Origin of the sequence: Laspinema sp. D2d (assembly GCF_025370755.1) — a bacterium.
In the GTDB taxonomy this organism is placed as follows: Bacteria; Cyanobacteriota; Cyanobacteriia; order Cyanobacteriales; family Laspinemataceae; genus Laspinema.
On sequence record NZ_JAMXFC010000015.1, the window covers coordinates 14625 to 33485 of the forward strand.

Sequence of the window (18861 nt, forward strand, 5' to 3'; positions counted from 1 at the left end):
CTAAAACGCTGTAAACTCTTGATTTGCAAGGATTTAATGAATTAATCCCTGGAAACGAGAGGGATTGGCAACTATCAGATTATCAAAAAAATATTTTTGAACCTATTGAATATTACTCTCAATAAACGTATGATAGGTTCGGTAAAAACCCAGAGGTTACCTGGATCCTTGATTCACTTAAAGGATCTGGGCGAGGAAGTCTCCCTTACAGCATCCCCGAGTCGCGGATGCAGGGAAAGGGTCTCAGAGCCCACCGGGAAAGTGGGATGGAGACCAAAAAGCGATCGCAATGGTAGAGATGGGGGTTTAAGGAGAGCGTGTGAGACAAGAGCATTTATTCAATAGTCTATGGATGGCAAGCACGATTGCCCTCGTCGCAGCGGGTCCCGTGTCTGCACAGGTGTCGCTGATTACCGGGGTTCGCCTCAATCCAACCCCGACGGGCGTGGAGGTGGTTTTAGAAACCCTCTCAGGAGGAACGCCGGAAGTGTTGACTTCTCAAGACGGGGAAACGTTTATTGCTGATATTGTTAACGCCCAATTACGCTTACCCGGTGGGGAAAATTTTCAGGCGGATAACCCGATTGAGGGGATTAGTGCGATCGCCGTGACAGCAGGGGAAGGAAACCAAGTGCGAGTCACCGTCACCGGCGCAACTGCCGTCCCTGTCACCGATTTTGTGGTGGAAAATGGACAAATTGGGTTCCGGGTCACTCCTTCGGCGGAAACCGTAACGGTTCCACCCACAGAAACAGAAACATCCCCGGAAACGGAAACAGAAACATCCCCGGAAACGGAAACAGAAACAGAAACAGAAACAGTGCCTGCGGATCAGGAGATTATTGAACTGATTGTGACGGCAACCCGGATCGCCGAACAAATCACAGATGTTCCCGCATCGATTTCCGTGGTGGGGGAAGAAAAAATCGAAGAACAAACCCGACTAACGCGAGATTTGGGAACTATTCTCTCACAGGAGGTCCCGGGATTGTCTGTGGGGACTCAAAGTGCGAGTACCTTCGGACAAACCTTGCGGGGTCGCAATATTAGTGTGATTATTGATGGAGTCCCGCAGTCTACGAACCGCAACTCTGCCCGGGATTTACGGACTATTGATCCCTCGGCGATCGAACGGGTGGAAGTGCTACGAGGACCGACGGCGATTTATGGCGATGGCGCAACCGGCGGGGTCATTAATATTATTACGAAGCGGGGAAGAGGCGAGGGAGTACAAGCGGAAACCACCGTAGATCTCAATGCCTTTCCTACTAATTTGGGTGAGACTTTTGGACAAAATATCCAACAATCTTTTTCCGGCAGTTTAGGGAATTTTGATTTTGCTCTGAATGGTTCGTTTAGTCGTACCAGTGCTCAGTTTGATGCGTGGGGCGATCGCATTCCTCCAGACCCCAATGCTCAAGGGGGAATTGGGGATAGTAATACGTTTAACCTTTTAAGCAAAGTTGGGGTCAACCTTACCGATTCCCAACGCCTACAATTCACTGCAAATTACTTTCGGGATACGCAAGATACGGACTACACCACCGATCCCATTGTCGATGAAATTCCCGGACGACAAAGGGCGCGAGCATTGGAGGGATTGGATTTAGACGAGTCCCAACAAACCACAAATTTGAATACGAGTCTGGACTATACTCATGATGATATTTTGGGGAGTAGTTTCCAGGGTCAGATTTATTATCGAGATTATTTTACCCGGTTCTTTCCCTTCGATGCCCGGGAATTTGCCAGTTTAGGCAATACGATTTTTCAGTCCCGAGTCGAATCGGAAAAATATGGAGCAAGGCTACAAGTTGATACGCCCATTGTAGATGCAGGCCGAGCCAATTTACTCTGGGGAGTCGATTTAGTTCGGGAAAATACCAATCAGCCGGTTTCTATCTTTGATCCAGTGGCTTTTGATAACAGTAATGGCTTGACTTACGACCGGACGGGGAGCCGTACTTGGTCACCGTTTCAGCGGCAAGATAATTTAGGATTATTTGCTCAATTGAAATGGAACGTTAGCGATCGCGTGGTGTTGCGCGGGGGCGTCCGTCACGAACGGATTAACGTGGATGTGAATGACTATACCACCCTATCGGGAAACCGCATCCAAGGGGGTGAACTGGATTATAATGCCACCCTATTTAATGTGGGAAGCGTGGTTTATCCCACAGAGGAAATTAGTTTATTCGCTAATTTTTCCCAAGGATTTTCTATTGCTGATGTGGGACGGGTCCTGCGGGGGGCTGCCCCAGGATTTACCGTAGAATCCCTCGATCCCGAAGCCCAAACCGTCAATAATTATGAAATTGGAATTCGGGGCAACTATGAACGAATTCAAACCTCCCTCGCCGGGTTTTATAATACCTCCAATCTCGGGTCTAGCTTTACCCAAGATTTTGAAATTCTACGCGCACCGGAACGAGTTTATGGGGTAGAATTTGCCCTGGATGCTCAACCGAGTGAGAATTGGGGATTAGGAACTTCCTTCACTTGGACTGAAGGCGGGGCGGATATCAATGATGATGGAGATTATGAAAGTCCCCTCAATGGGTTCCGGATTTCTCCGATTAAAATTACCGCCTATATCGAGAATGAAACCTTACCCGGATGGAACAACCGTCTCCAAGCATTGTATTCTGGAACTCGCAATCCCACCGGGGAAGGATTTGGTTTGTTAGAGGTGGATAGCTACGTTACTTTAGATTTAATCAGTAGCTTGAATATTGGGCGGGGTCGTCTCGTTTTGGGGGTGGAAAATTTATTCAATGCGGAATATTTTCCGGTGGTTTCTCAATTGCAAGGTGCGGATACCGCTTATGCCGCAGGGCGCGGGAGAAGCATTCGCTTAGGATATTCTTTCAGTTGGTAAGGGAGGGGGAACGCTAACCCAGTGAATTGCGATCGCCGATGAATCAGAACAGGTTCGGAGGCGATCGCACTAAGAAAATCGGCTCAAAACCTTGCAGCATCAGGATTCCGGGTAATCCCGAGAGACACTAAAAAAAAATTTTCTCTAGCTATTGCTAAAATTTCTCAGGAGTAGTATGCTGAATCACAATTGAAAATAACTCTCAATTATTATTTAGGATTCTGTGCAACAAATCAGAGGGATCAAATCGTGGTAAATCACATCAATAAAGGCTTTCATGACCAGGAACCGGACCTTACTTTACTCCCCAGGGCTGATTACCCAACTTCATTACCTAAGAATCAATCGCAAGAGTATTTAAACCGGCAGGCGCAGCGCGAATCTAATGCCCGCAGCTATCCCCGGCGGATTCCCATCGCCATTCGGGAAGCAAAAGGAGTGTTTATTACCGATACCGATGGTAATCAATATTTAGACTGTTTAGCAGGGGCGGGAACCCTGGCATTGGGACATAATCATCCAGTAGCGATCGCCGCCATGCGAGAGGTTCTCGATAGTAGTCTCCCCTTGCATACCTTGGACCTAACAACTCCGGTGAAAGACCAGTTTGTCGAGGAGTTGTTTGCTAGTTTACCTGCTGGGTTTGCCCGGAATGCCCGGATCCAGTTTTGTGGGCCGACTGGGGCTGACGCCACGGAAGCGGCAGTTAAGCTAGTCAAGACGGCAACAGGTCGGCGGAGTATGCTATCGTTTCATGGCGGTTATCATGGAATGACTCATGGGGCGTTAAGTTTGACGGGAAACCTTGCACCGAAACAGCAAGTTGCGAATTTAATGCCGGAGGTTCATTTTCTCCCCTATCCCTATAATTATCGCTGTCCGTTTGGGATCGGAGGTGAGTTTGGACATCGCCTCAGCAGTCATTATATTGAGCATATTCTCACAGACCCTGAAAGTGGGATTACACCCCCTGCCGGGATGATTCTGGAAATGGTTCAAGGGGAAGGCGGGGCGATTCCAGCCCCCGATCGCTGGGTGAGAGAGATTCGACGGATTACCCGCGATCGCGGCATCCCCCTGATTGTGGATGAAATTCAGACGGGGTGGGGTCGGACGGGCAAACTCTATGCCTTTGAACACGCGGGGATTGTTCCCGATGTGGTGTTGTTATCGAAGGCGATCGGGGGGAGTTTACCCTTATCGGTGGTGTTGTATCACAAAGATTTGGATCAATGGTCTCCTGGCGCACACGCGGGTACATTCCGAGGAAATCAAATGGCAATGGCGGCAGGATTAGCGACCCTGCGATACATTCAGGATTTTGGCTTGGTGGATCGCGCCCATGAATTGGGCGATCGCCTGATGGGTCATTTGCGGCAATTACAAGGGGATTCCCGCTGTATCGGTGAGGTACGGGGACGGGGGTTAATGGTGGGGGTAGAAATCGTGAATACCGACGCTACAGCCTGCGATCGCGGTAGTTATCCAGCCCATACCTTACTAGCGCGGCGCATCCAATCGGAATGTCTGAGTCGGGGGTTGATTCTGGAATTGGGGGGTCGTCATGGATCTGTAGTCCGGTTTTTACCGCCTTTGATTATCACCGCAGAGCAAATTGACCAGGTTTGTGAGATATTCGCCGCAGCGGTGAAGGCAGCGGAAGGGCTGATGTCGGAACAGTTAGCAGAGGTAAGCTAATGTTAGAGGTAGAACAAAAAGGGGTGATCGCGTCAGAGGATGGGCGGTGGGATACCTGTTTTCTGACAGATTCTGAGGTGAGTATTGAGGCGTATCGGCAGGCGATCGCGGATGCGGCAGCGGAGGTGATTCGCCAGTTTGCCTGTCAGAAACAGCCCTATAGTGGCGCAACGCCGATTGAGTTGGTGGCAGGGTTGGCAGGGACAGAGATTTGTCCGAAAAATCCACAATTATTAGGAGATATTCTTAATAAGGTGGGGGAGAAGGCGATCGCGCATTCCGTGGTTGTCACCCATCCGCGCTGTATCGCACATTTACATTGTCCTCCTCTGATTCCGGCGTTAGCGGCAGAGGTGTTGATTTCGGCAACGAATCAATCGATGGATTCCTGGGACCAAAGTCCTGCCGCGACTGTGTTGGAACAGCAGTTAACCAACTGGTTATGCAGTGAATTTGGCTATGATGCGGCAGCGGATGGCATCTTCACCAGTGGGGGAACCCAGTCGAATTTTATGGGGATGTTACTAGCGCGCGATCGCTATGCTAAACAGCAATTAAATTGGTCGATTCAGCAGCAAGGATTACCCCCTCAAGCGCATCAATGGCGCATTTTATGTTCAGATGTCGCCCATTTTACGATTCGCCAATCTTGTGCGTTATTAGGATTGGGAGAACAAGCGGTTATTCCCGTAGAAACAGATGAAAATTACCGATTATCTCCCGATGCAGTTCGGATGAAATTAGCTGAATTGCAGGCACAAGGGTTAACGGCGATCGCAATGGTAGCAACCGTTGGAACTACGGATTTTGGCAGTATTGATCCGTTGCTTCCCTTAGCAGAAATTGCTCAAGAAAACGGACTGTGGTTCCACATTGATGCTGCTTATGGGGGGGCATTGGTAATGAGCGATCGGTATCGCCCCCAACTCGCAGGAATCGAGTTGTCAGATTCAATTACGGTAGACTTTCACAAGTTATTTTATCAGCCGATTAGTTGTGGAGCATTTTTGCTTAAAGACAAGTCAAATTTTGAATTAATGAAACTCCACGCCGATTATCTCAACCCTGAAACTAACGAAGCGGAAGGAATTTCCGATTTAGTTACAAAATCCATCCAAACTACTCGCCGATTTGATGCCCTAAAACTTTGGATTTCGTTACAGGTATTGGGACGAGCAAAGTTTTGTGAAATGATAGAAACCACGATTCAAATTGCCTCTGCAACGGCACAAATGATTCGCGCCGATTCTCAATTGGAACTCGCCACTATTCCAACCCTGAATGCCGTAGTTTTTCGCTACAGTTCCGGAAATTCAGAACAGGATAATTGGATTAATTCCCAAATTCGCTTAACGTTGCTGCAACGGGGGGAAGTTGTGTTGGCGCAAACCTGCATTGCCGGGAATGCGTATCTTAAATTTACCCTCCTCAATCCTCGAACAACCCTGGCTGATATTGGGACAATTCTCGACAGAGTGAAGCAAGTCGGGACTGAATTCAGTTTGTCTTTGTCGAACTAACCCACCTTACCTCAACCCATCAAAATGGTACAACAACTGACCGTAATTAAACGAGAACAGAACATCAATCTGACGGATAAACAGATTGCCGATCGCGCTACGATTCAAAGTTTTTTGAATTGTTATCTGAAGGAAACCGGCAGCGGCAAAGTTGGCAGTCGAGAAGAGTATCCCGAACTGCAAACCCGCCTGGAATCTGCCCAAATTCTCTGCTGTTCTTTACCGAATCAAGGGGTAGAAGTCAAGGCGGGAGTTCGCTATTTGTCCCTAACAGGACGGCATTGCTTTGAATTTCCCCTGTACTATCAAATGGCGGGGAAATCGGAACTGATAGAACTCGATTATGTAACATTAGTCGCCCTATTTAGCAAAGAATTAGCCCTGGCGAATCATAGCAGTGGGTCCCAAGATGAACTGCTGTTACGGGTGGTTCAAAGTTGCCGCAATATTGAACAATTCGTCCGCGATCGGCGTCGGGATGCAGAAATCCTCACAGGGTTTCACAGCACCTTTGGGGAAACGGAACAAGCCTTAATTTTCGGACATCTGTTGCATCCCACTCCCAAGAGTCGTCAAGGGTTTGCGGATGAAGATTTACCGATTTATTCCCCAGAATTAAAAGGCAAATTTCCCTTACATTATTTTCGGCTACATCCCTCGATAGTCTTAGAAGGGTCTGCACTTCCAGAAACCGCTACCCAGTTGATTAAAACTGAACTGATTGCGGATCCGCAAGTCTCTGAACAATTTAAGCAGCAGTATTGTCAAACCGATGAGTATTCCCTGCTGCCGTTGCATCCCTGGCAAGCACAGTATTTGCGCCGCCAACCTGTGGGACAAACCTTATTTAATCAGGGATTACTCGAAGATTTGGGACCCCAGGGACGGGCATTTTTGCCCACTTCTTCCATTCGGACGGTTTATCATTCTGATGCCGCTTTCATGTTCAAACTTTCCCTGAATGTGAAGATTACCAACTCGGTACGAATGAATCTTTATAAAGAGTTGGAACGCAGTGTGGAAGTCTATCAGATTTTAGCCGGTCCCATAGGGAAAGAATTGCAACAAAATTATCCGGATTTTGATATCATTCGGGACCCGGCATTTTTAGCGGTTCAATTCAACGGCGAACCCCTCCCCGCTTTTGCCACAATTCTGCGACAAAATCCCTTTCAAACTAATCCAGCAACCGATGCTACCTGCATTAGTTCCCTCTGCCAAGATTCAATTTATGGGGATGGTTCTCGTTTAGCACATCTGATTAAAACGTTAGCTAAACAAGAAAATCGTACCTCATCAGAGGTGAGTTTAGATTGGTTCCGCCGCTACTTAAAAGTTTCTTTACAACCGATTCTCTGGTTGTATTTCACGCATGGAATCGCGGTGGAAGCCCATCAGCAAAATAGTGTAGTGCAGTTAGCCGAGGGATATCCAGAACGGTTTTACTATCGAGACAATCAAGGCTATTATTTCCGTCAGTCTTGTTATGAACATCTCAACACAATTCAGCCGGGAATTGGGGAGAAAAGTCAAACGGTATGCGAGGATGCCGTTGCCGATGAACGTTTGGCATATTATTTCTTCCAAAACAATCTGTTTGGCTTAATTAATGGGTTTGGAGTAGCGGGATTAGTGGATGAAACCCTCTTGCTGGCTGAGTTGCGTCAAGTGTTGGAACAGGCAAAAGAGATAAATTCCAATGGGTCCAATATTTTGGAAAATTTATCTAAGCCGAAGTTACGTTGTAAAGCCAATTTACTAACGCGATTTCATGATATGGATGAGTTAGTGGGTTCTTTGGCAACTCAGTCGGTTTATGTGGAGTTGGATAATCCATTGGTTGCCGGTTTATAGAATGTTCGTAGTGACGCCTTCAGGGGTCAAAAAAAGGCAACCCATGAAGGGGTTACTACAAACGTTCCTAGTGACGCAAGAAATAGAATAATACCGAAAATTATGGCATCAATAGAATTAGAAAAAAAGCTAGATTTTGCTTACCAGAAGTATGACTCAACCTTGGATAAAACCATTGCTTTTCGCCCGGTTCAGTTAGAGAAAGATTTACGGAGAATTCATCAGTGGATGAATCAACCTCATGTGATTCCCTTTTGGAATTTAGGGTTAGCGTTGGATAAAATGCAGGCGCATTTGGAACGGGCGATCGCAGATACCCATCAAATGCTCTATATTGGGTATTTAGATGGCGTTCCCATGAGTTATTGGGAGTCCTATTGGACGAAGGATGATATCATTGCTAAGTGTTATCAACCCCATCTGGAGGACCAGGGAATTCATTTGTTAATTGGCGAACCGGATTATCTGGGAAAAGGGTATGCGTTACCGTTGTTAAAGGCGATGACGGCGTTTCAGTTGCAGCATTTGCCGACTCAAAAAATTGTCACAGAACCGGATATTCGCAATCAAAAAATGATTCATGTATTTGAACGTTGCGGGTTTGAATTTCAGCGGCAAATTACTTTACCGGATAAACAAGCTGCTTTGATGTTTTGCAGTCGCGATCGCTTTATGGAGAAGTGGGAATCATGATAGAACCCCTTTATGATATTATCGGTGTAGGAATTGGACCGTTTAACTTAGGATTAGCGGCCCTTTTAGCCCCCACAGGCGTTAAATCTCTGTTCCTAGAACAAAAACCAGCCTTTCAATGGCATTCGGGATTACTCATTGAAGGCTGTACGATTCAAGTGCCCTTTTTGGCGGATTTGGTGACAATGGCAGACCCCACCAGTCCTTATAGTTTCCTCAACTATCTCCAGGCACATTCACGTCTGTATCATTTCTATTTTTACGAAAATTTTCACATTCCCCGCCAGGAATATAACCACTATTGTCAGTGGGTGGCACAACAGCTAGATTGTTGTCAATTTGGACAACGGGTGGAAGGGATTACCTGGGAAAATACGGGAACTGAGAGTTATTATCAGGTGCAAGTTCGGCAAATTGAAACGGGGGCAATTTTAACCTATAATACTCGGCATTTAGTCTTAGGAGTAGGAAGTATTCCCCAGGTTCCCCCCTGTTTTAGAACGGTACATTCGGAGAAAGTCTTTCATTCTGCCGAGTTTCTCCACAAGCGCGATCGCTGCCGGGAATCTGAATCTATTACTGTGATTGGTTCAGGACAAAGTGCAGGGGAAGTGTTTTATGAACTGTTGCAGGAACAGCCGAGTTATGGCTATCACCTGGAATGGCATACGCGATCCTCGGGATTCTTTCCAATGGAATATTCTAAGCTGGGGTTAGAGCATTTTTCCCCAGATTATACGAATTATTTCTATTCCTTGCCTCCGCAAAAACGGGATATGGTTCTGTCTCAGCAAAACTTGCTTTATAAAGGCATTAGTGCGAAAACTATTGCCGATATTTACGACTTACTGTATGAACGTTCCGTTTGTGGCAATCAACCCGATGTTAAGCTACTCTCCCTGGTGGAAGTGAAGGAAGTCGAATCCGTAGGCGATCGCTTTATTTTGGGATACCGACATCGCCAACAAGACACACGCCTTACCCATGAAACCGACTGCATTATTCTCGCGACAGGGTATCACCATGAAATTCCCAACTGTATTGAAGGGATTCGGGATTTGATTCGTTGGGATGACAAGAATCGCTATGGGGTCAACCTCGATTATCGACTGGCATTAACCGAAGATATCCCCAATCAAATTTTTGTGCAAAATGGCGAATTGCACAGTCATGGCGTAGGTGCACCGGATTTAGGATTAGGCTGTTATCGCAACTCAGTGATTATTAATACCCTGTTGGGTGAAAGCGTTTATCGAGTTGATCGCCGCAATGTTTTTCAGCAGTTTGGTGTCGCTTGATGAACCCTGAGAAATCCCTGAAATTTGGCGCATTGTTTTTATGTGTATTCCTCGCAATTTTTTCGGAGGTTTTACTCTCGCCATTCTATCCCCAATTTTTCAGCAAAGTGTTTGGGGTGGAGGATTTAGCCTATACCGGCTTTTACATCTTTGTCTGTCGGCTAACCGTGGTCATTTGTGCGCCCGCATGGGGATTTTTAGCCCGCTTTTTCGAGGTTAAATATCTCCTATATGGGGGTCAATTAGGGGCAGCGGTGATGACAGCATTGATGGCAACCAGTACCCATGTAAATCAGTTCCTTGCCTACACCATTTGTTTGCTGCTGTTCAAAAGTTCTTACCTGTTAGTCTATCCTTTAATCATTCAACTGGCAGGGAAAGAACGGCAATCCACCATCGCAGGAACCTATCAATCCGTATTTCATGGGGCTATTGTTGCGGGGACGATCGCCGGGGCTTGGATGGTGAATTTAGAAGCACCTTTGCGGCTATTTTATGGAGTTGCCGCAGCGGATTTATTCCAATTTTGCCTCTGTTTATTCATCTTAAGAAAGGTATCCACTCGCCAGCCGGAAAAATCGGAAACAGGGACAGGCGCAATTGACAATCAATGGGGGTTTATGCTTGCCATCGGGTTGGTGATTTTAACCTTTCAACTTGCCAATAATTTAGTCCGTCCCTTTTTCACCGCTTATGTCACCCAAGCCGACAAATTTAATGTGGATTTGGTGACAAGTAGCTATCTGTTTATGATTCCAAGCGTGATGGCGATCGCCGCTTTACCTTACATCCGCAAATTTTGTAAATCTGAACGTCTAAGTTCGATTTATTTGATAGGAATTGGAGTATTAGCCGTGACCCTCTTCCTCCAAGGGTGGACAAACTCTCTAGGAATTGTGGTGCTTTCCCGCATTGTTTATGGCTTTTGTTTAGCCATAACTCAGGCAACTTTAGAACTGAGATTATTTGGCAATAGTAGCAGCGATCGCCTGCATTTTAACTATAGCCTTGCCATGTCTTTTGCAAACTTGGGTCATTTGTCTGCGCCCTTGCTGGCATCTTGGGTGGTGAGTAGCTTTAGTTTAGCTGCCCCCCTGTGGGTTGCAGCAGCAATTTGTTTGGCAAATTTAGCCTTTGCAAAATGGACAATTTTCACCCGATTCCCTCACCCGATTCCGGTGGAAATACCGGGTAAATAATTGAATTTAAGGAATTAAAACAATGGAAAATTTAGCAACTCTCAACCAAGCCTTACAACCCCAACGCTGGCAAAAAGTTAGCGCAAAGCTACTGACAAAAATGCTGTCTGAGTTCATGTATGAGGAAATTATCCAACCCGAAGTCATCGAACAAATCAGCGAGACAGAAGCCCGATATAAAGTGTCTCTGCCGGAAGGGATTGCCTATCAGTTTGAAGCCAAACAACGGTTATTTGATAGCTATCGCGTCAAAGTTGAATCAATTCAACGGTGGAATGGAACCGCATGGGAAGTCACAACGAATCCCTTCCAATTTGTTCTTGATTCTCATACCGCTGTAGGTATGACGGCACAAACTGCCGGACATTTGATTAAAGAATTCAGCAATACTTTACTGGCAGATGCTCATTTAGATGCCCGAAAAGAAACCCAAGAAATTGACTTACTGGGGTTAGATTATGCCCAATTAGAAGGAGAAATGGAGGGTCATCCTTGGATTACGTTTAACAAGGGACGCATCGGGTTTGGGTATGATGATTATCTTGCCCATGCCCCAGAAAGTAAGCAACCCATTCATCTGACTTGGATTGCAGTATTTAAAGAACGCGCCCAATTTAATGCGGTACAAACCCTGAATTATCAAACTCTGATTCAAGAAGAATTAGGACAAGCCACAATTGCAGAATTCCAAAACATCCTAAATGCTCATTCTGTCAATTCCGAGGATTATTTCTTCATGCCAGTTCATGATTGGCAGTGGAATAATATTGTAGTATCCCTATATGCGGAAGAAATTGCCACCGGGGGGATTATCTTTTTGGGCAAAAGTCCCGACTCTTATTTACCTCAACAGTCAATCCGCACCTTTGTCAATATCAGCAATTCCCAAAAACGTCACGTTAAATTACCCCTGAGTATTTTCAATACCTTAGTCTATCGGGGACTGCCAGGAGAACGAACGGCGATTGCCCCCAAAGTCACAGAATTGGTCAAATCTATCTGCGATCGCGACACTTTTCTCTCGGAAGAATGCCGGATGATTCTCCCGGGAGAAGTTGCCAGTATCAACTACGATCGCTGTTACTATACAGAACTTCAGGGCGCACCTTATCAATATAAAGAAATGCTGGGCTGTCTCTGGCGAGAAAGTGTGCTTTCCTATTGTGAACCCGAGGAAAAACCAATTACTTTAGCCGCATTAGTTCATATCGACGGCAATGGCAAACCCTTTATTTCCCAACTGATTGAAAAATCAGGATTGACAGTGGAAGCATGGCTGGAAAAGCTATTTAATGTTATCTTACCCCCGCTGCTGCATTACCTGTATCGGTATGGCGTAGTCTTTTCTCCTCATGGGGAAAACACGATTTTGGTTCTCAAAAATAATCTGCCGCATCGCTTGGCAATGAAAGATTTTGTAGATGATGTCAACATCAGCCGTCATCCTTTGCCGGAATTAGATATCATTTCCCCCGAATTACGGGCAGTGTTACTCACCGAACCCCCGGAAGGACTTTGCCAGTTTATTTTTGCCGGATTGTTTATTTGCCATCATCGGTATTTATCCGATATTGTGGAAACGTATCACAACTATCCGGAACGTGCTTTTTGGAAACAAGTGCGTCAAGCAATCTTGAACTATCAAAATCGCTTTCCTGAATTACAAGAACGATTTGAATTGTTCAATCTGCTTGCACCAAAGTTTACCAAACTGTGCTTAAATCGGAATCGGTTAATTACTTATGGATATGCCGACGATGGAGATCGCCCTCATGCTTCTGCTTTCGGAACTGTCACCAATGCCTTATATGAAGTAGCGGAGGACCCGGTAAAAATTGGTTTTTAAAAAAGAACCAACCCTTACCGGCGTTAGGTTTCAGCGGATTAGCCCGTCAAGGCGGGCTAATTCCCGGCAAGGAGTTTAAAGGTAAATGAGGGAAAAAATGATGCAAACTCAAAGTACAATTAGCCCAATTGTTGACAACGTAAGGAGGACTCATCTTGGTTGCCATTAATGCCCGCAACCTGAACATTAGTTACGGCGATCGCCCGATTGTTCCTAATCTTTCCCTCTCCCTGGAAACAGGAAAGGTGACGGCTTTAATTGGACCCAATGGATCGGGAAAAAGCACCGTATTACGCACCCTGGCGCGACTTTTAAAGCCGCAGCAGGGTGCAATTTATCTGCATGGGCGAGAGATTGCTACAATGCCGACTCGGACGATCGCCCGTCAGTTGGCGATGCTGCCGCAGTCCCCGGATATCCCGGCGGGAATTACGGTGTGGGAGGCGATCGCTTATGGGCGATATCCCCATCGATCGCTGTTGGGGGGACTGTCTCACAATGATTTAGCAGCGATGGATTGGGCATTAAGTGTAACAGGACTCACTTCATTACGCGATCGCCTGATGGATACCCTTTCTGGCGGCGAACGTCAACGGGCTTGGATTGCGATGGCATTAGCCCAAGAAACCCAGGTTTTATTATTAGATGAACCGACAACATTTTTAGATATTCGCCATCAAATTGATATTTTAGCATTAGTTAGAACACTCAATCGAGAACGGAAAATAACCGTGGGTTGGGTGTTACATGATTTGAATCAAGCGGCTGCCTATAGCGATCATATTTTGATGTTACGTTCCGGTGAACTGATTGCTAGTGGTCCTCCGGCAGAAGTGATGACGCCGGAGAATATTTTAGCCGGATTTGGAGTGGAAATGATGGTGATTCCTCATCCGTTAACGGGAACTCCGACTTGCTTTCCGTCCGAGTTAGGAATTTTAGAGGAGATGGCGGAGGTTAAATCATGACAGGAGTTTTATTAGCAGTTTTGGTGATTGTCACAGCGGTTAGATCCCCCCAACCCCCCTTACTAAGGGGGGCTTTAGAGTGTTTTGAGTTGGGTGGAAAAGCTGGAATTAATCCCCCCCCCTTCTTAAGGGGGGGTCAGGGGGGGATCCTCCGATTACTTGCCCCAGTTATCCGATTTGTTGTTTGTTTTTCCGTGGGTTTAAAAGAAGCGGTTAGATCCCCCAAACCCCCCTTACTAAGGGGGGCTTTAGAGTGTTTTGAGTTGGGGGGAAAAGCTGGAATTAATTCTCCCCCCTTTAAGAAGGGGGGTCAGGGGGGGATCCTGCGATTACTTGCGCCAGTTATCCGATTTGTTGTTTGTTTTTTTCTGGGTTTAGTGGTGGTTGCCTGTACCAATAATACCCCTTCTCAAACCGAGGTGAATTCTTCCATAGAATTTGCAGAACCCCCCACGCGAATTGTGGCATTGGAATGGGTTTATGTGGAGGATTTGTTAGCTTTGGGAATTCAGCCGGTGGGGGTAGCGGATATCGCCGGTTATAACGAATTTGTGCAAATTGAACCCCAACTCGCGGATACGGTAAAGGATGTGGGAACCCGGCAGGAACCGAGTTTGGAAGCGATCGCCCAATTGGAACCGGATCTGATTATTGGGGTGAAGTTGCGCCATGAGGCAATTGTGGATACTCTCTCTGCGATCGCGCCTACTTTATTATTTGACCCCTATCCCGCCCCAGAAACAGGAATTCGTCAATTGGATGAAATGGAACAAACTTTTCTGAAGATTGCCCACGTGGTTAATGCCAAACCAAAAGGTGAAGCAGTCTTGCAAGAAATGCAAGAAAAATTTAAGGTTGCCGCCCAACAGCTACAGGGGAAACAACTCGCCCAAAATCCATTTATTCTCGGTCAATTCGTCGGGGGTGCGCCGCAAATTCGGTTATTTAATGATAACGCAATGGCGGTGCAAATTTTGCAAAATTTGGGCTTAAACAATGCTTGGAAAGGCGCGGTTGATCCATTTGGGTTTAATACGGTTTGGATTGAGTCTCTGCCTCCCGTAGAAAATGCTAACTTTTTCTATAGTACCGAAGAGAATAATCCTTATTTCAAGCAGTTAGAAAAAAATCTTATTTGGAACAATCTGGCATTCGTGAAAGAGAGTCGCTTGTACTCTATTGGTAGCGATACTTGGATATTTGGGGGTCCGCTTTCGGCGGAGGTATTTGTGGATAAAGTATTGCAGGCATTGATGTAAAATCAGGCAATTTCCTCGTGACTTGGCTCTGCCGAGTCACGCGCTTATAGAGGCTCTGCCTCCAGTCCTAATACAGGAGCTTAAGCTGCAAAGAGGTTCTCTAAACTTAGAGAGTCTTCATACAGGCGGCAGAGCCACCAAGGGGTGTGACGCGGCAGAGCCACGTCACCAGTAACAACCGAATTTTGTATTAATTATAGAATGGTGTTTAAGATTTTTGGATCTAAAGTATCTCCAATTGCTTCTCGACAATTGATTTCGGCGGCAGTGATTTTGTTGGGGGGATTGTTGCTGCTGGTGATGTTGCTGTTTATGCATATCATTCAGGGACAAACTGATATTAATATAGGGACAACGATTAATGCTATTGTTGCCCCCAATGATGAACTCGCCACCCATAATATTGTGCGATTGATGCGCTTGCCTCGGGCAGCGATCGCAGTCATTACCGGGGCTGCTTGGGGAATTGCCGGTGCATTGCTACAAACCGTTACACGCAATCCCCTCGCGTCTTCTTCTACATTGGGGATTAATGCGGGCGCTTATTTTGCGGTGGCAGCAACAGGAATTTTTGCCCCAGAGTTGTTTGCCCGATCGCCAGTTTTGGTCGCACTCATCGGGGGATTGCTGGCGGCGGGATTAACCTATGCTATTGCTGCCGGAGTCCAGGTTTCTCCCATTCGTCTCACCCTCTCGGGAGTTGCCGTTTCCCTCGCCTTGGCTTCATTTACGGCACTCTTGCAAGTCTTTTATGAAAATCAAACCACAGGATTATTCTTTTGGGGGGCTGGTTCGTTACTACAAACAGACTGGAGTAATAGCGCTTATGCCTTTCCTCGGGTGGCGATCGCTGCTGGGTTAGCCCTCTTGATATCACAATCTCTCGATGTGCTACTCTTAGGCGATGACATGGCGCGATCGCTGGGACAACGGGTGCAACTGACGCGCTTATCTGCAACAGCGATCGCCGTCTTCCTGGCAGCAGTTGCGGTGAGTGTGGTAGGACCTATTGGATTTATCGGATTAGTCGCCCCCCACTTAGTGCGATTGCTGGGATGTCGCCCTCATGCCCTCTTGCTGCCCGGTTCAGCCATTTGGGGGGCAGTGGTCCTCGTTGCTGCGGATATTTTCGCTCAAAGTGTGAAAACCAATTTAAGCGAAATTCCCGTAGGAACTGTCATTCCCCTTGTGGGTGCACCCTTTTTAATTGGATTAGTCCGGAAAACTGCCAATTTGGATGGAGGCAAAGGGAGAACCGCTCTCACATCCAGTCATCGTCCTTCCCGTCGCTTTTCTTATCCTTTGTTACTGGTAACCGCAATGGTTGCCCTAGCAGTTGCCTTAGTTGCTGGGTTAGTCTGGGGCGGAATTACCTTGAACCTCTCCCAAATCCTGGCAACCTTACTCGGAGGCGGAACTGCCCTCTCACAAAAAGTTATCTTCAGCTTACGCTTACCCCGTCTGCTGGTGGCAATCTTTGCCGGGGCGTCTCTGTCGGTGAGTGGGTTGCTGTTGCAAGGGGTTGTGAGAAATGCGATCGCTGGTCCCGAAATCGTTGGGATTACCTCCGGGGCGGGATTAGGGGCAATGTGCGTTCTTATCTTACTGCCCAATCCCCCTGTAGAAGCAGTGGCGATCGCAGCGTTTGTCGGCGCTTTTGTTGCCTTTGGTGCCGTCTGCCTCCTGGCATGGCGCGATGGACTCTCTCCTGCTAGTTTAGCCCTCGTCGGAATTGCCGTTTCTGCCTTCTGTAGTTCCGGAATCAACCTGTTAGTTGTTATGGCTAAATTGCGCGTCGCCCAAGCCCTAGTCTGGCTGTCTGGGAGCACGTATGCCCGGGAATGGGTGGATTTGTGGCGGTTAATTGCATGGCCCTTGGTTCTGCTACCCATTGCTTGGATTTTCTCACGTTGGCTAGATTTAATGGCCCTCGGGGATGATGTACCCCGGTTGGTAGGAATTCCCCTGCAAAAAGCCCGAGGCATCTTATTGGCGATCGCCGTTGCCTTAGCTGCCGCAGCGGTTTCCACTGTGGGAACCGTTAGTTTTGTAGGATTAATTGCCCCCCATGCCGCCCGGATTCTGGTTGGCACAAATCATCGGAAATTAGTACCCTTTGCCGCAATTCTAGGCGCACTTTTAGTCGCTATTTCTGATACCCTGGGACGAGTCGTATTAGCCCCGAAAGAAATTCCCGCTGGGTTAGTAGTTGCGGCGATCGGCACCCCTTATTTCCTATGGTTGCTGTGGCAAACCCGAGGGAAAATGGCTTAAAAATAAGCATCACTTCTGCCAAATACCGGCAAATTCCCGGTCCAACTCAGAAAATAAGAGGGTTATGAATCAATTTTTTTGCTCGCAACAAACCGAAGGAGAAGATTTAATCGGAACGGCAGATACCGCGCCTACCTATGTATTTATAGAATGCCCACCCCCTTGGACAATGGATATCTGGAATTCTCCGGCCATTTCTGAAGAATTTAAACGAGATTATCAGCAACTCAGGGCAGCTATTCAGGACAATCAATTAGAGGTGCGCTTCGGCTTCATGTATCGGAATTGCCCCGGTAACACTACGAAACTCTTGATTTTCCGCAAATCTCCCGGATTTGCTTTGGGCTATCAAAAGCAAGAATTCAACTTACCGAATCTTGAGGCAACTCTGCCGATTGTAAGAACAAACTTGTTAGAGCAATTTGACATTAATCCAGCAGTCCATGACGCGAAAGATATTTTAATCTGCACTCATGGCAGTTACGATAAATGCTGTGCCAGATATGGAAATATTTTCTATCGACAAGCCTTAGAAACCGTAGAGAAATTATCTCTAAATCAGGTTAAAATTTGGCAATGTACCCACTTTGGAGGTCATCGGTTTGCGCCGACAGCGATCGCCTTTCCCGAGGGTCGGTTTTATGGAAGACTTACCCCTGAATCCTTGACGGCAATTCTCACCCGTCAGGGTGATATTCACCAATTAGATTCAGTGTATCGCGGTTGGTCACTGTTACCCCATCCGGCTCAAATTGTGGAACGAGAATTGCTTCATCGTTTAGGCTGGGATTGGTTTAATTATACCGTAACTTGTCAGATTTTAGAACAAGATAAAGAGCAGAATTATTATTGCCTCAAAATAGAATATCAATCACCGGAAGGGATTCGCACTTGCGATCGCATTGAAGTGATCAAAGACCCAACTCGGGCAGTCTCACTCCATTTATCCTGCCAAAGTGACGCTGTTTCTCACATTTCTCCCTTTTTCATCAAAACCTGGGCAAACATTTACTGAGTCGTAAAACCCGACACCCGGGGTAGCCTTCCGTCAAGAAAGGGTAAGGGTTTAGGTAACTGGCCCCTCTATTCTTAGTAAAATTTGTTAAAAACTCCATACATAATTGAAACTAATTTTCAAGACTCTAGGGAAGATTTTACCTCCACTTGGGGACTTTCCTCTGGTGGAGAGTACAGGGTAAAAGCCTTAAAACTCTTTCCTACAAATCATTTCAAACCCTAAAACTGATCCCCTAAACTCGGACTTGACAAATCAGCCCCCTTGTTTTATGGAAACGAAACCCCTTCGATCCGAGTGCTTTTCATCTCAATTTGCCGTAATAGTGCTAATATTTTTACGACGCTATTGCTAATAAC

General features: G+C 46.6%; 12 protein-coding genes. All 12 read left to right on the forward strand.

The genetic code is table 11. From position 1 onward, the window contains the following. The first annotated feature begins 352 nt into the window (after positions 1-352). The 12 genes from NG796_RS12160 (at position 353) to NG796_RS12215 (ending at position 18502) form a co-directional block, all read left to right on the forward strand. Complete coding sequence (locus tag NG796_RS12160; RefSeq protein WP_261207027.1) at positions 353-2878, forward strand: TonB-dependent receptor domain-containing protein; 2526 nt, start codon at positions 353-355, stop codon at positions 2876-2878. A 249-nt stretch (positions 2879-3127) separates the two neighbouring features. After that, positions 3128-4576 (forward strand): aspartate aminotransferase family protein, encoded by a 1449-nt coding sequence (locus tag NG796_RS12165; RefSeq protein WP_317619300.1) that lies wholly within the window; start codon positions 3128-3130, stop codon positions 4574-4576. Then, on the forward strand, positions 4576-6096 hold the full coding sequence (locus tag NG796_RS12170; protein ID WP_261207029.1) for a pyridoxal phosphate-dependent decarboxylase family protein: 1521 nt from the start codon (positions 4576-4578) through the stop codon (positions 6094-6096). Before NG796_RS12165 ends, NG796_RS12170 begins: the two co-directional genes overlap by 1 nt. Before the next feature lie 24 nt (positions 6097-6120). Further along, on the forward strand, positions 6121-7950 hold the full coding sequence (locus NG796_RS12175) for an IucA/IucC family protein (protein ID WP_261207030.1): 1830 nt from the start codon (positions 6121-6123) through the stop codon (positions 7948-7950). A gap of 102 nt (positions 7951-8052) precedes the next feature. After that, positions 8053-8643 (forward strand): GNAT family N-acetyltransferase, encoded by a 591-nt coding sequence (locus NG796_RS12180; RefSeq protein ID WP_261207031.1) that lies wholly within the window; start codon positions 8053-8055, stop codon positions 8641-8643. Continuing rightward, positions 8640-9941 carry a lysine N(6)-hydroxylase/L-ornithine N(5)-oxygenase family protein gene (locus NG796_RS12185; protein ID WP_261207032.1) on the forward strand — a complete coding sequence of 434 codons (1302 nt, stop codon included), beginning with the start codon at positions 8640-8642 and terminating at the stop codon, positions 9939-9941. The genes NG796_RS12180 and NG796_RS12185 overlap by 4 nt, the downstream gene beginning before the upstream one ends. Continuing rightward, positions 9941-11140, forward strand: coding sequence for an MFS transporter (locus NG796_RS12190; RefSeq protein WP_261207033.1), 1200 nt, complete (start codon positions 9941-9943; stop codon positions 11138-11140). The genes NG796_RS12185 and NG796_RS12190 overlap by 1 nt, the downstream gene beginning before the upstream one ends. 22 nt (positions 11141-11162) lie before the next feature. Beyond that, the gene (locus NG796_RS12195; protein ID WP_261207034.1) at positions 11163-12986 is read left to right on the forward strand and encodes an IucA/IucC family protein; all 1824 of its coding nucleotides are present in this window, start codon (positions 11163-11165) and stop codon (positions 12984-12986) included. Between the two features lie 155 nt (positions 12987-13141). After that, entirely contained in the window at positions 13142-13954 is an 813-nt protein-coding gene (locus tag NG796_RS12200) for an ABC transporter ATP-binding protein (RefSeq protein WP_261207035.1), read from the forward strand. Between the two features lie 380 nt (positions 13955-14334). After that, a complete protein-coding gene (locus NG796_RS12205) occupies positions 14335-15213 on the forward strand; it encodes an ABC transporter substrate-binding protein (RefSeq protein ID WP_261207036.1) in 879 nt (292 codons plus the stop codon). 201 nt (positions 15214-15414) lie between these two features. Beyond that, positions 15415-17487: an iron ABC transporter permease gene (locus NG796_RS12210; RefSeq protein WP_261207037.1), complete on the forward strand. Its 2073-nt coding sequence runs from the start codon at positions 15415-15417 to the stop codon at positions 17485-17487. 64 nt (positions 17488-17551) lie between these two features. Beyond that, entirely contained in the window at positions 17552-18502 is a 951-nt protein-coding gene (locus NG796_RS12215) for a sucrase ferredoxin (protein WP_261207038.1), read from the forward strand. Positions 18503-18861 lie beyond the last annotated feature (359 nt).

What these genes read in the sequence shown, in the direction of transcription:
- NG796_RS12160 (WP_261207027.1), top strand. Translation starts at nt 353, where the DNA reads ATGGCAAGCACGATTGCCCTCGTCGCAGCGGGTCCCGTGTCTGCACAG.
- NG796_RS12170 (WP_261207029.1), top strand. Translation starts at nt 4,576, where the DNA reads ATGTTAGAGGTAGAACAAAAAGGGGTGATCGCGTCAGAGGATGGGCGG.
- NG796_RS12175 (WP_261207030.1), top strand. Translation starts at nt 6,121, where the DNA reads ATGGTACAACAACTGACCGTAATTAAACGAGAACAGAACATCAATCTG.
- NG796_RS12180 (WP_261207031.1), top strand. Translation starts at nt 8,053, where the DNA reads ATGGCATCAATAGAATTAGAAAAAAAGCTAGATTTTGCTTACCAGAAG.
- NG796_RS12185 (WP_261207032.1), top strand. Translation starts at nt 8,640, where the DNA reads ATGATAGAACCCCTTTATGATATTATCGGTGTAGGAATTGGACCGTTT.
- NG796_RS12190 (WP_261207033.1), top strand. Translation starts at nt 9,941, where the DNA reads ATGAACCCTGAGAAATCCCTGAAATTTGGCGCATTGTTTTTATGTGTA.
- NG796_RS12195 (WP_261207034.1), top strand. Translation starts at nt 11,163, where the DNA reads ATGGAAAATTTAGCAACTCTCAACCAAGCCTTACAACCCCAACGCTGG.
- NG796_RS12210 (WP_261207037.1), top strand. Translation starts at nt 15,415, where the DNA reads ATGGTGTTTAAGATTTTTGGATCTAAAGTATCTCCAATTGCTTCTCGA.
- NG796_RS12215 (WP_261207038.1), top strand. Translation starts at nt 17,552, where the DNA reads ATGAATCAATTTTTTTGCTCGCAACAAACCGAAGGAGAAGATTTAATC.